This window comes from Kitasatospora sp. LaBMicrA B282, assembly GCF_050325825.1.
Lineage (GTDB): Bacteria > Actinomycetota > Actinomycetes > Streptomycetales > Streptomycetaceae > Kitasatospora.
On the sequence record NZ_JBNQTI010000207.1, the window covers coordinates 1 to 12,405 of the forward strand.

Below are 12,405 nucleotides of genomic sequence, written 5' to 3' on the forward strand. Positions count from 1 at the left end.
GGTGGGGGTGGGAGGGGGGGGGCGGGGGGGTGGGGGGTCTGCCCGGCCCCGGCGCCGTCCGCCCCGCGTGCTGCTCAGCCCTGGGTGACGCAGGCGTCGGCCGCGTTGGACCACAGGCCCTGGAGGTCGAAGGTGCCGGTGGACAGGGTGACGTAGGCGTCCATGTTCTGGCACTCGTCGCCGATCTCACCGCCGCCGCCGTTCCAGCCGGTGCTGGGCCAGAAGTCGGTCACGGTCTCGGCGTACTCGTGCGTCTCGGTGGACTCGATGCCGGAGAGCAGGCGACCGTCGGTGAAGGTGGTGCAGGCGCCGGCACCGCTGTCCGGGATGTACGGCATGTTGGTGTAGGCCAGCGTGCCGTACGGGCTGGAGGTCTGGTCGTGCCAGGCGCAGAAGCCGGAGTCCGGGAAGCCGTCCGGGTGGGTGCCGGTGGGGGAGAGGATCACGTACTGGGCGTTGAGGTTGGGCGCCTGGGTGGTGTTGCCGAAGTGCGCGGCGGCGCTGGCGGCTTCGCCGGCGAGGTCGCTCGCGGCGGCGCTGTCCGGGGCGGGCGCCGCGTTGTCGAACCAGACGCCGGCCAGCGGGCTGCTGGTCGGGTGGCTGACGGGGGTGCCGTTGCCGGCGCAGTCGGTGGTGCCGGTGGCGACGCCCTCGCAGTACTGGTCGAGGATGGTGCCCCAGGTGTCCTGGCCGCCGTAGAGCCCGTTGAACATGCTCTGCATGTCGGGCGCCACGCCGGCCGGGTCGTTGGACCACTGCGAGCCCCAGAAGACCAGGTAGACCTGCGGGTTGGGCGAGACCACGCCCTGGCTGCCGCTGGACTGCACGCTGAGCGTGTTGGCGGCGTCGGTCGGGGCCGTGCGGGCCCGCAGGCCCTTGGCGCCGTTGATCGACTTGACCCCCGCGTGGGCGTGGCCGTGACCCTGGGCGACCGGGGCCGGGCGGGCTTCGGCGCCGGGCGCCAGCGCGGTGGTGCCGAGCGCGGTGAGCGCCAGGACGGCGGTCAGGGAGGCGAGGCTCTTGGAGCTGACGATGCGCATGAGTTACTCCTGACGGAGGTGGGGGTCAACTGCGTGCGGTGCATCGGGACATGGCGAGGTCGGCCGTCAACCGGGTGTGGGGCCCGGCGAGATGACCGTGGACGGACAAGGGAGCGGAGCCATGATGGCGGCTGCCGGGGCGCTTGGGAAGGGGTGCCGTCGGGTGCGGGGGGAGGACGAGCCACCGGCCGCGCCTGTGGGCGCCGACCCGCCGGCAGGTCAGGGCCGCTGACCGCGCAACGGGGTGATCACGGGGCGGCCGTCGGGGTCCGTGGTCACCGCGACGCGGGCCGCGTACACCCGGGCGATCACGTCCTGGGTGAGGACCTCGCCGGGCGGGCCGCTCGCCTCGACCCGGCCGCCGTGCAGCAGGACCAGCCGGTCGGCGTACTGGGCAGCGGTGGTCAGGTCGTGCAGGGTGGTGACGACGGTCAGGCGCCGCGTGGTGCGCAACTCGTCCACCAGGTCCAGCACGTGCTGCTGGTGGCCGAGGTCGAGGGCCGAGGTGGGCTCGTCGAGCAGCAGCAGCCGCGGTTCCTGGGCCAGCGCCCGGGCGAGGGCGGCGCGTTGGCGTTCACCGCCGGAGAGGGCGGCCAGCCGGCGGTCGGCGTAGTGGGTGAGGTCCAGGGCGGCCAGCATCGCGGCGGCCGCGCTGCGGTCGCGCTCGCCGGGGTTGGCGAGGTAGCCGAGGTGCGGGGTGCGGCCCAGCAGCACGTACTCGCGGACCGTCATGTCGGGCGGGAGCACGGGGTGCTGCGGCACGTAGGCGATCAGGCGGGCCCGGTCGCGGGCGCGCAGCCGGGTGACCTCGCTGCCGTGCACGTGGACCGTGCCGCGGTGCGGGAGCAGCCCGGCGACGGCGCGCAGCAGGGTGGACTTGCCGGCGCCGTTGGGGCCGATCAGGGCCAGCCAGCCGCCGGGGTCGACGGAGCAGGAGACCGCGTGCACCACGGGGGTGCGGTCCAGCGCGACGTCGACCCCGGCCACCTCCAGGCCCGGCGCGCCTGCGGCTGCGGGTGCGGCCGCGCTCATGTGCGCACCGACCGGGTGGAGCGCAGGATCCAGACGAACGCCGGGGAGCCGATCAGCGCGGTGACCACGCCGATGGGCAGCTCGGCCGGTGCCACGACGGTGCGCGCCAGGGTGTCGGCGAGGACCAGGAAGGCGGCGCCGAACAGCAGCGAGAGCGGCAGCACGTGCCGGTAGGAGGAGCCGGCCAGCCGGCGCACCGCGTGCGGCACGATGATGCCGACGAAGCCGATGAGCCCGCTGACCGCCACCGCGCTCGCCGCGGCCAGCGCGCAGCCGGCCACCACGACCAGCCTGATCCGGCCCGGGCGCAGGCCCAGCGAGCGGGCCTCCTCGTCGCCGACCGAGAGCACGTCGAGGTGCCGGCCGTGCAGCAGCACCGCGGTGACCGAGACCGCCAGGTAGGGCAGGATCTCGCCGGCCTGGTGCCAGGTGGCGGCCGACAGCGATCCCAGCAGCCAGGAGTAGACCTGCTGGATGTCCTGGGTGGAGCGTTGCAGCACGTAGGTCTGGACGGCGGTCAGGAACATCGAGACCGCCAGCCCGGCCAGCAGCAGCGTCGAGGTGTCGGGGCCGCCGGCCGCGCCGGCCAGGTAGGAGACGGCCACCCCGGCCAGCGAGCCGACGAACGCGGCCACCGGCACGGCCGCCGGCGAGGAGGTTCCCAGCGAGACGATGGCGATCGTCGCGCCGAGGCCGGCCCCGGCCGAGGAGCCGAGCAGCGAGGAGTCGACCAGCGGGTTGCGGAACACGCCTTGGTAGCCCGCGCCGGCCAGCGAGAGCGCGCCGCCGACCAGCGCACCGAGCGCCAGGCGCGGCAGCCGGATCTGGAAGAGCACCGCGTGGTCCAGCGGGCTGAGGCCCGAGGTCAGGTGCACGAACGGCAGCCGGTCCAGCAGCGCGGCGGCCGTGGCCAGCGGATTGAGGTCCGCGGCCCCGGCCATCGCGCCGACCAGCACCGCGGCGGCCAGGAAGGCCACCGCGATGCCGTAGGCCCGCACCGTGCGGGAGCGGAAGGCGCTCCGGATCACGACTGCCGTCCGTCGTCCGTCACTGGGCGGGGGCCTTCTGGACCGCCTGCGCGATCTCCGAGACCAGCTCGGGCAGGCGCGGGCCCCAGCGCGAGGCGACGTCGTCGTTCAGGCCGATGACCTGACCGTTCTTCACCGCCGGGATCGTCGACCAGCCGGGCCGGGCCGCGACCACCTGCGGGGTCTGCCCGCCGTCGGCGGCGTCGTTGTCGGTGAGGAAGACCAGCTGCGGCTGCGCCGAGACGATGTACTCCTGGGCCAGCTGGGGGTAGCCGCCGTCGGAGGCCTTGGCGGCCGCGTCGGCGATGTTCTTCAGGCCGAACAGCGAGGCGACCTGGCCGACGAAGGTGGAGGAGGTCGCCGAGTAGTAGGGGTTGGCGCTCACCTCCCAGAAGTAGCTCAGGTTGCCGTGGCCGGAGCCGGCCTGCTTGACCGTGGCGTCGATCTTGGACTTCATGTCGGCGACGGTCTGCGTGGCCTCGGCGGTGTGGCCGGTGGCCTGGCCGATCTGGTTGATCTGCTGGTAGGCGTCGTCCAGCTTGGTCGCCGCTGGCTCGATCAGCACCGGCACGCCGAGCTTGGTGAGCCCGGCGACCAGCCCGTTCGCGTCCTGGGAGGCGATCACCAGGTCCGGGCTGTACTTGACGATCGCCTCGATGTTCGGGGTCAGCCCGCTGAGGCTGGAGGTCGGCACGCCGGAGGGGTAGTTCGAGGTGGAGTCGACCGCGACGACCTGCTTGCCCGCACCCACCGCGTACAGGTCCTCGGTCGCCGTCGGCGAGAGCGAGACGATGTGCTGCGGCTGGCTCTTGATGGTGACGCTGCCGTTCGAGGGGGTCACCGTGACCGGGAACGACGCGGCGGCCGGTGACCCGGCGGGCGCGGCGGACGCGGTGCCGCCGGAGCTCTTGGAGCTGCTGCAGCCGGCGAGCACTGCCGTGGCCGCGACCAGGGCGGTCGCTGCGGACAGGGCACGGACGAGCGGCGTGCGCCGGGCGGGGTGGGGCGTCATGCGCCACTTCCTCCTGTGCGGGCGGGAAGCGGCCAACCCGTTGAGCGGCGGCGCCAGGAGCACCGACGGAGACGGATCGCCCCTTCCCACGAGGGTCGATGTCGTTGCGCGACAGGAGGCGACCTGGCTCGGGCCCCGGAACGGGCGGCCCTCACAGTTGCGGGACAGCGCCGGACTGGCCCGCGGGTCGCGGGCGTCACCGGCTTCGCTGCCTGGCGCGCTGGCGAACACCTGCACGATGGTGCAGGTATCCAACCGCGGCACCTTAGCACGGTGGGTTCGGTGACGAAGGGACCGACTGGTGTCGGAATGATCGTTTCGGGGGGTGGCCCGCGGCGGGCCCGTGCCGCGGCAGCGACCGGGCGCGCCGCATTCCGGCCACCGGGTCGGGCGGCCGGTGGCCGACGGCGGTGGTCCGTCGGCGGGTTTCCGGTGCGCACGGGCGCTCTGGGCGTCGGCCCCGCGGGCAGTGGCCGGCGGCATGCCGGTGGCGTGGACCCGTGACATATGCGGCTTCGGCAAGGTGGCCGCGGGGTTCGGCCTCGGAGCTCAAGGGTCCACTTGCACAAGGGTGTTGACGCGCAAGGGTGTCGTTCCGGCCGACGGCCGGATTGTCCGGAAGGAGCATGGGGGTGCGCCGGAGTCGGCTGGTTAGGCTACGGCGTACTCCGGACCCATCCCCTCCTCATCGACGCGGCACCCCCGCGCCCGATGTGTCCTGCCCGCAGACGGGAGCAGCACTGATGGCAGTCGAATCGAGTACCGGAACCGGACCCCAGCCCAAGGGCCTGCCCGATGGCGCCATCGCCACGGTCGCCGGCACCGGCGCCGCCGGCTACGTCTCCGACGGTGGCCCCGCGGCCCTGACGAGGCTCAACTACCCCCAAGGCGTGGCCCTCGACAAGCAGGGCAACCTCTACATCCCGGACCGTAGCAATCACCGGGTCCGCAGGGTGACCCCCGACGGGATCATCACCACCATCGCGGGGAACGGCCAGCCGGGGTACGTGTCCGACGGCGGACCTGCCGTCGCCACCAAGCTCAACCAGCCCATCAAGGTGGCCGTCGACGACACCGGCAACATCTACTTCTCCGACGGCGCCAACAACCGGATCCGCAAGGTCACCCCTGCCGGGATCATCACGACCGTCGCCGGCAACGGCCAGGCGGGGTACGTCTCCGACGGTGGACCGGCCACCGCCACCCCACTGAACGCCCCCCACGGTGTTGCAGTGGACCTCGAGGGAAACCTGTACTTCACCGAATGGCTCGGCAACCGGGTCCGCAGGGTGTCTCCTGCCGGGATCATCACGACCGTCGCCGGCAACGGCCAGGCGGGGTACGTCTCCGATGGCGGACCGGCCACCGCCACCCGGCTCCAGAACCCCAGCGGGGTGGCCGTCGATCGCGAGGGGAACCTGTACATCGCCGACTTCGGCAACCACCGGGTCCGCAAGGTGTCCCGCAACGGCATCATCACGACCGTCGCCGGCAACGGCCAGGCGGGGTACGTCTCCGACGGCGGACCCGCCGTCGCCACCAGTCTGAACGGTCCCTACGACGTGGCGCTGGATGCCGCGGGCAATCTGTACATCGGCGACAGCCTGAACCACCGCGTGCGCAAGGTGTCGACCAGCGGCATCATCACCACGGTGGCGGGCAACGGGATCGCAGGTTACGTCGACGACGGCGGCCCAGCCGTCGCCACCCGGCTCTACAACCCGATCGGGGTGGCACTGGACGCCGTGGGGAACCTGTACATCGGCGATTACTGTAACCACCGGGTCCGCGGCGTGACGGCGGTGGCCGACATGAAGCCGCCGGTGCAGCCGGCCGCGGACCTGTACGGCGAGGCCGTCTACCCCCACGCGGTCCAGCGCGGGCAGCAGTTCGACCTCGGCATCCGGGTGAAGAACCGCGGGCCGAACACGGTCGACGGGCGGTTCGTCACCGTCGTGCTGACCCTGGCCGACGGCCTGGTGGGCGGCCCCGGCAGCACCGGCCGGCGGCTCAGCCGCACCTTCCCCGGCCAGCAACTGCTGCCCAACCAGGGTTCCCTGGACGGCGTCTTCCGGGTCGGCGCCGCGAGCGACACGCCGCCGGGCCTCTACACCTCCACGGTGGAGATCCAGTACAGCGGCGAGATCAACCTCAAGGACAACGTCGAGCAGTTGCCCGTGACGGTCGTCGTCCCCGCACCGGTCGGCGACGAGCGGGCCCTGACCGTCATCCAGGACACCATCCCGCTCGCCGCGCCCGGTCAACAGACCGTCTTCACCGTGAAGTTCACCTCCGCCACCGGCCAGCCGGTGAACCCGGGCGTGATCGACCAGCGGTTCACCGCCCCGGACGGCTTCAGCTACAGCGGCCAGCCCACCTACGCGTACTACGACACCGTCCACGGCGTGATCACCGGCAACCTGGACCACACCATCCTGGACTCCGGGCGGACCCTGGTGATCAGCTCGAACCCGCACCTCAACACCACCACCAGCGACACCGGTTCGCTCGTCTACACGATCCCGGTGCAGGCCCGCGCCGACGCCCTGCCCGGCCGCTACGACAACGGCTCGGCGAGCATCGGGCGGCTGGCGCCGATCCAGATCTCCGGCCGGATCGCCGACAGCGGGCTGCGGGCCGACATCAGGACGCAGACGCTGACGGCGACCGCGGGACAGGACCGCTGGATCTACCCCGCGTTCGTCATCCGCAACACCGGTCGGCCCACCATCGGCACGGTCAGGGTGGTCTTCACCGCCCCCGACGGGCTGCAGTTCACCGAGGACCGGGTGGCCTACACCCGCTGGGAGGACGAGAGCCACGAGGTCGTCGCCACCGGCGTGCTGTCGGCCGACCGCCGCACCCTGACCTGCCCGGCCGTCCGGCTGGACCTGGTGCCGAGCGGGCCCGGCACGGACGCCTGGGTGTCGATCTACCCGGCCCTGGCGGTCGGCGCGACGGCCCCGGTCGGGCGGGCCCTGGTCGGCATCCAGCTGGGTGCGCCGGTCTTCGCCGCAGCCCAGGACACCGTCGAGATCCGCCCCGGCTCCGCCAAGCTCGGCCGTCCCCGGACCACACCGCTCCAGGAGCACCCGCATGCGCTGGCCCCGCCCCGGACGACGCCCGGCCCCCCGCCCCCGCCACGGCGGGACGCCGGCGGCCCCCCACATCCTCGCGCTCATCCCCGCCCACGACGAGGCCGAGCGGATCGCCGCCGCCATCGCGGCGCTGTACCGCCAGCAGCGACCGCCGCACCGGATCGTGGTGGTGGCCGACAACTGCACCGACGAGACCGCGGACATCGCCCGGGCCAACGGCGCCACCGTCCTCGAGACGCGGGAGAACCGGCACAAGAAGGCCGGTGCCCTCAACCAGGCCCTCGGCCGGCTGCTGGACATCCTCGACGACGGCGACCTGGTCCTGGTCCAGGACGCCGACACCATGCTGCAGCCGTCCTTCCTGGCCAGCGCCGTCGCCGCGATGGACGGCACGGTCGGTGCGGTCGGCGGCATCTTCTACGGCGAGCCGGGCGGTGGCCTGCTCGGGGCGTTGCAGCGCATCGAGTTCCACCGCTACGCCCGCGAGATCGCCCGCCGCGAGTACCGGGCGGACGTGCTCACCGGCACCGCCACGCTCTTCCGGGTCACCACCCTGCGCGAGGTGCGGCGGGCCCGCCGGGCCGGGCTGATCGGCGGCGGCAGCTCCTACTACTCGCTCGCCTCCCTCACCGAGGACGACGAAATCACCAAGGCGGTACGGACCTTGGGCTACCGGACGGTCTCCCCGGCCGGCTGCGGCGTGGTGACCGAGGTGATGACCAGTCTGTCGACGCTCTGGCACCAGCGGCTGCGCTGGCAGCGCGGCGCGCTGGAGAACCTGCGCGACTACGGCTGGACCAGGGTCACCGCCCCCTACTTCCTGCGGCAGGGCCTGATGGGCCTGTCCGTCCTCTTCCTGGCCCTCTACCTGGTCTTCACCGGCTGGATGCTGGCCCGGGGGAAGCCGGAGTTCACCGCCTTCTGGCTCGCCGTCGGCCTGGTCTTCGTGCTGGAGAAGGTGGTCACCGCCCGCGGCGCCGGCTGGCGGGCCCAGCTGCTGGCCGGCACGCTCGGCGTCGAGCTGGCCTACGACCTGTTCCAGCACGCCGTCTACCTCCGCGCCCTGTGGGACGCGCTGCGGCGCCGTGAGGAGCACTGGCGCGCCACCTGAGCCGCAGCCCGGCGCAGCGTCCACCGTCCGGCACCGTCGTGGAGGGGCAGAGATCGCGTGTACGGAGGACTACCGGCAGCCGGAGCGCTGGGGGTGGGCGGGGCGTCGGTGCTCTCGCTGAAGGGCCTCGCGCGGCCCGGCTCCGGCTTCCAGGCGCTGGCCACCGTGGTGGCGGCGACGACGCTGGTGATGGCGGGGGCCTCCGTCGCCAAGCTGCTGCCACCCCGGCGCCGCATCGCGCAGGCGCTCACCACCGTGCAGCCGCCGCGCCGGCAACTGCGCGGCGAGCGGCTGCGGGACGGCGACGGGGCCTGGATCGCGGTGTCCTGAAAACACTGAATGTCCCGGCTGTGCCGGGCTTCGGGAACGGACGACCCCACGGATCTGCGGTGTACGGACTGCCGCAGCTCACAGCCCCATTCACAGTATTGACCGGGTCGACGACCACCGTTGACCCGCCGGACAGCGGCTGCTAATTTCGCCGACCACGGGACGGTGATCATCCACTGGCCAACAGGTCGGGATGGCTCGATTCCCGTGCATCGGACGCCGGTTGGAGGCTGCGCGGGACGCCGCGCCGGCCGAATCCGGCGTGCCCCCCACCCGAAGCGCGCCGTCCGCCACAGAGCGGTGGTGCGAGGTCTCCAACCGAGAGGCACGACACAATGATCAACGGTTCGTCATCCCGGCGCCGCGCCGGAGCGGCCGTGCTCGGCGCAGCTGCTCTGCTGGCCGCCACCACCGCGCTCTCCGCCGGTCCGGCCTCGGCCGCCGTCGCCCCCGACGGCGGCTCGCACGCGGCCGGCAACCGCGGCCACGGCTACATGCCGGAGCTCGCCGACGCCAAGGCGGCGCAGAAGGGTGCCAAGCACACCTCCGGCACCCTCGTCTACGGCGGTGGCACCAACGGCGTGGGTGTGACGAGCGGCCAGCCGAAGGTCTACGTCGTCTTCTACGGTAACCAGTGGGGCACCCAGGGCACCGACGCCAACGGCGACCTGACCTTCAGCAACGACCCGTACCACGGCGCCCCGGTCGCGCAGAACCTGTTCAAGGGCATCGGCACCGGCGGCGAGCAGTGGTCCGGCACCATGACCCAGTACTGCGACGGCCCGCTCGTCGCCAAGGGCGCCACCAGCTGCCCGGCCGGCGCCGCCCACGTCCCCTACCCGACCGGCGGCGTGCTCTCCGGCGTCTGGTACGACAACTCCACGGCCTCCCCGGCCCAGGCCACCGGCCACCAGCTGGGCGTCGAGGCGCTGGCCGCGGCGCACCACTTCGGCAACCTGACCGCCGCCGCCAACCGCGACGCGTACTACGTCGTCCTGTCGCCGCAGGGCACCAACCCCGACAACTACCAGAGCACCACCACCGGGTTCTGCGCCTGGCACGACTACAACGGCGACACCACCCTGACCGGCGGTGCCGTCACCTCCGACGTCGGCGACTTCGCCTTCTCCAACCAGCCCTACAACATGGACGCGGGCGCCAACTGCGGCGTCAACTTCATCAACTCCGGCACCGCGGGCACCCTCGACGGCTGGACGATGACCCTCGGCCACGAGTACTCCGAGAACGTCACCGACCAGTTCCCGTCGGGCGGTTGGACCAACCCGAGCAACGGCCAGGAGAACGCCGACGAGTGCGCCTGGCTGAAGACCGGCACCGGTGCCGCCGGCAGCGTCACCATGGGCAACGGCACCTACACCCTGCAGGGCAGCTGGTCGAACGACACCAACGGCTGCGCGCTGACCCACCCGACGGTCGGCTGACCCACCTCCCGCCACGGGCCCCGGGAACCCCCCCCCACGGTTCTCGGAGCCCACGCGCGGTTGTGCGGGGGACCGGTCACGGTCGTCGTTCGAGGCGGACGAGCGCGTCGATCGCCTCGGCGGTGCTGCCGTCCGGGCGGGCGACGGGTCGGCGGACGCGTTCGGCGCGGACGGTGCCGAGCCCGCGGTCGGCGAGGTCGGCCAGCACGTCGTCCGGGGTGAACAGGACGCGCGCGTCCTGCGGTCCGCCGGTCCCGTCGGTGAGGTTGCTCGTGTCGTGCCCGACGACCAGCAGGGTGCCGCCCGGGGCGAGGGCGTCGGCCGCGTGGTGCAGGGCGGTCGCGCGCTGTGCGGCCGGCAGTTGGAGGTAGGCGATCAGGACCAGGTCGAAACCGGCGGGCTCGGGGCGGTAGGTCAGCACGTCGGCGTGCACCAGGGTGAGGCGGTCGGCGGTCGCGGCGGCTTCCGCGAGCCGGCGGGCGCGCTCCAGGGCGACGGCGGAGAAGTCGACGGCCGTGACCCGCCAGCCCCGGCCCGCGAGCCAGCTGCCGTTGCGGCCCTCGCCCGCAGCCAGGTCCAGCGCCCGGCCGGGCGGCAGGTCGGCGGTCTCCCGGACCACCCACCGGTTCGGCGCGACGCCCCACAGCGGCTCCGTCACCGCGTACCTGGCGTCCCAGGCGTCGCTGTCCATTCCGCTGCCGCCCATCGCCGCCTCCCGAGGCCCTGGGTGCCGACCTTACCGAACACGGTGTCAGGGTGCCCGAGGCGGCGATCGGCGACCGGCCTCCCGATATACCCCACGGGGTACACTCGACCCGAGAACGACATTCGGGAGGTGCGACCATGCAGGTCGATGACGACGCCGTCGGTGCGGTCCTCAACCGGCTCCGCCGGGCCCAGGGGCAGCTCGCCGGTGTGATCGCGATGATCGAGGCGGGGCGCGACTGCAAGGACGTCGTGACGCAACTCGCCGCCGTGTCCCGGGCCCTGGACCGGGCCGGCTTCAAGATCGTGGCCAGCGGCATGCGCCAGTGCATGGCAGCCGCCGACGGCGAGGCCCCGCCGATGAGCGAGGCCGAGCTGGAGAAGCTCTTCCTCACCCTGGCCTGACCCGCCCCGGCGTCATCGCCGGGGTCCGCTTACCCTGATTGCGCACCGCCGTGCTGCTCGCCGGGGCCAAGGCCGCACCCGACGACATGGTGCGGGCCGCCGACCGGCTGAAGGGGCCGCTCGCCGCCCTCTCCGAGCCCGGGATCAGCGTCCACGCCACCGGTGCCTCCGTGCTGTGGAGCGACTTCAACACCGCCGACCACGACGCCATGATGAAGTCCGAGATCACCTCCTGGCCGGTCACCCTGGCCATCCTGGTCCTGGCCTTCGGCTCGCTGGTGGCCGCCGGTCTGCGGCTACACCGCCGTCCAGCAGGCGTTCGGCCCCGGCGCCCCGGGTGCCCTGCAGATCGTGACCCCGAGTGCCACGGTCGGCGAGGTGGCCGCGAAGCTCGCCGCCACCCCCGGGATCGCGGGCACCATGCCCACCCAGGTGGCCGCCGACGGCTCCGGCTGGTCGATGATCCAGGCCGTGCCCGCCGTCGACTGCTCACCCAGCAGACGCCCCTGGTGATCGGCGTCGTCCTGGGCCTGGGCTTCGTCCTGCTGCTGGTCGCGCTGCGGGCGCCGCTGATCGCCGCGCTCGGCACGGCCGCCGGCCTGCTCTCCACCGGAGCGGCGTTCGGGGTCGCCCGCCTGGTCTTCCAGGACGGGCACGGAGCGGCCCTCCCGGGTTTCCGGTCGCAGGGGTTCCTGGACGGCTGGGCGCCGGTGTTCTTCTTCGCGATGATCTTCGCGATCGCGATGGACTACACCGTCTTCCTGCTCGCCTCCGCCAAGGAGCACTACGAGCGCAGTGGCGACCCGCGCGAGGCGATGGTCGGCGCGCTCGCCCACTCCGGGCGGGTGATCTTCGCGGCGGCCGGCGTCATGGTCGCGGTCTTCTGCACCTTCGCCCTGTCCGGCCCGCTGCCGCCCAAGGAGATGGGCATCGTGCTGGGCGTGGCGGTGCTGCTGGACGCGGTCCTGGTCCGGCTGGTCCTGCTGTCGGTCCTGCTGCGGCTCACCGGCCGGGCCGCCTGGCGCACCCCGGCCTGGCTGGATCGGATCCTGCCGCGGGTCACCTTCTCGCACGGCTGACCGGCGAGCCCGGGGACGTGGGGGGGGGGGGGGGGGGGGGGGGGGGGGGGGGGGGAGAAGGGGGGGGGGGGGGGGGGGGGGGGGGGGGGGGGGGGGGGGGGGGGGGGGGGGGAAGGGGGGGGG

10 protein-coding genes and 3 pseudogenes are annotated in these 12,405 nt (G+C 73.3%); 8 read left to right on the plus strand and 5 right to left on the minus strand.

All coding sequences use genetic code 11. The features are described 5' to 3' along the window. Window positions 1–74 precede the first annotated feature (74 nt). The 4 genes and pseudogenes from ACQRUO_RS34940 to ACQRUO_RS34955 form a co-directional block, all read right to left on the minus strand. The gene (locus tag ACQRUO_RS34940; protein ID WP_428320185.1) at window positions 75–1,040 is read right to left on the minus strand and encodes a hypothetical protein; all 966 of its coding nucleotides are present in this window, start codon (window positions 1,038–1,040) and stop codon (window positions 75–77) included. A 492-nt stretch (window positions 1,041–1,532) separates the two neighbouring features. After that, window positions 1,533–2,072 (minus strand): annotated as a pseudogene (locus ACQRUO_RS34945) (ABC transporter ATP-binding protein); the annotation flags it as partial. Next, a complete protein-coding gene (locus ACQRUO_RS34950; protein ID WP_428320186.1) occupies window positions 2,069–3,100 on the minus strand; it encodes a FecCD family ABC transporter permease in 1,032 nt (343 codons plus the stop codon). The gene ACQRUO_RS34950 and the pseudogene ACQRUO_RS34945, both read right to left, overlap by 4 nt. 19 nt (window positions 3,101–3,119) lie before the next feature. Beyond that, a complete protein-coding gene (locus tag ACQRUO_RS34955; protein ID WP_428320187.1) occupies window positions 3,120–4,112 on the minus strand; it encodes an ABC transporter substrate-binding protein in 993 nt (330 codons plus the stop codon). 743 nt (window positions 4,113–4,855) lie between these two features. On the opposite strand from ACQRUO_RS34955, the pseudogene ACQRUO_RS34960 reads away from it, so the two are divergent. The 4 genes and pseudogenes from ACQRUO_RS34960 to ACQRUO_RS34975 form a co-directional block, all read left to right on the plus strand. Beyond that, window positions 4,856–5,866 (plus strand): annotated as a pseudogene (locus ACQRUO_RS34960) (NHL repeat-containing protein); the annotation flags it as partial. 1,342 nt (window positions 5,867–7,208) lie between these two features. Further along, window positions 7,209–8,321, plus strand: a complete 1,113-nt coding sequence (locus ACQRUO_RS34965; protein WP_428320188.1) for a glycosyltransferase family 2 protein — start codon at window positions 7,209–7,211, stop codon at window positions 8,319–8,321. A 93-nt stretch (window positions 8,322–8,414) separates the two neighbouring features. Then, entirely contained in the window at window positions 8,415–8,651 is a 237-nt protein-coding gene (locus tag ACQRUO_RS34970) for a hypothetical protein (protein WP_428320189.1), read from the plus strand. A gap of 377 nt (window positions 8,652–9,028) precedes the next feature. Then, the gene (locus ACQRUO_RS34975) at window positions 9,029–10,093 is read left to right on the plus strand and encodes a hypothetical protein (protein ID WP_428320190.1); all 1,065 of its coding nucleotides are present in this window, start codon (window positions 9,029–9,031) and stop codon (window positions 10,091–10,093) included. 76 nt (window positions 10,094–10,169) lie between these two features. On the opposite strand, the gene ACQRUO_RS34980 is transcribed toward ACQRUO_RS34975, so the two are convergent. Then, window positions 10,170–10,799 (minus strand): class I SAM-dependent methyltransferase, encoded by a 630-nt coding sequence (locus ACQRUO_RS34980; protein WP_428320191.1) that lies wholly within the window; start codon window positions 10,797–10,799, stop codon window positions 10,170–10,172. A 137-nt stretch (window positions 10,800–10,936) separates the two neighbouring features. On the opposite strand from ACQRUO_RS34980, the gene ACQRUO_RS34985 reads away from it, so the two are divergent. The 4 genes and pseudogenes from ACQRUO_RS34985 (at window position 10,937) to ACQRUO_RS35000 (ending at window position 12,282) form a co-directional block, all read left to right on the plus strand. Further along, the gene (locus ACQRUO_RS34985) at window positions 10,937–11,203 is read left to right on the plus strand and encodes a metal-sensitive transcriptional regulator (protein WP_329560941.1); all 267 of its coding nucleotides are present in this window, start codon (window positions 10,937–10,939) and stop codon (window positions 11,201–11,203) included. A gap of 86 nt (window positions 11,204–11,289) precedes the next feature. Next, window positions 11,290–11,352: pseudogene (locus ACQRUO_RS34990) on the plus strand (hypothetical protein); the annotation flags it as partial. Between the two features lie 202 nt (window positions 11,353–11,554). After that, window positions 11,555–11,716 carry a hypothetical protein gene (locus ACQRUO_RS34995; RefSeq protein ID WP_428320193.1) on the plus strand — a complete coding sequence of 54 codons (162 nt, stop codon included), beginning with the start codon at window positions 11,555–11,557 and terminating at the stop codon, window positions 11,714–11,716. Next, entirely contained in the window at window positions 11,713–12,282 is a 570-nt protein-coding gene (locus tag ACQRUO_RS35000; protein ID WP_428320192.1) for an MMPL family transporter, read from the plus strand. The genes ACQRUO_RS34995 and ACQRUO_RS35000 overlap by 4 nt, the downstream gene beginning before the upstream one ends. The last annotated feature ends 123 nt before the right edge of the window (window positions 12,283–12,405 follow it).

Coding starts and splice junctions, on each gene's coding strand:
- ACQRUO_RS34940 (WP_428320185.1), bottom strand. CDS start 1,040: ATGCGCATCGTCAGCTCCAAGAGCCTCGCCTCCCTGACCGCCGTCCTG.
- ACQRUO_RS34955 (WP_428320187.1), bottom strand. CDS start 4,112: ATGACGCCCCACCCCGCCCGGCGCACGCCGCTCGTCCGTGCCCTGTCC.
- ACQRUO_RS34965 (WP_428320188.1), top strand. CDS start 7,209: ATGCGCTGGCCCCGCCCCGGACGACGCCCGGCCCCCCGCCCCCGCCAC.
- ACQRUO_RS34980 (WP_428320191.1), bottom strand. CDS start 10,799: ATGGGCGGCAGCGGAATGGACAGCGACGCCTGGGACGCCAGGTACGCG.
- ACQRUO_RS34985 (WP_329560941.1), top strand. CDS start 10,937: ATGCAGGTCGATGACGACGCCGTCGGTGCGGTCCTCAACCGGCTCCGC.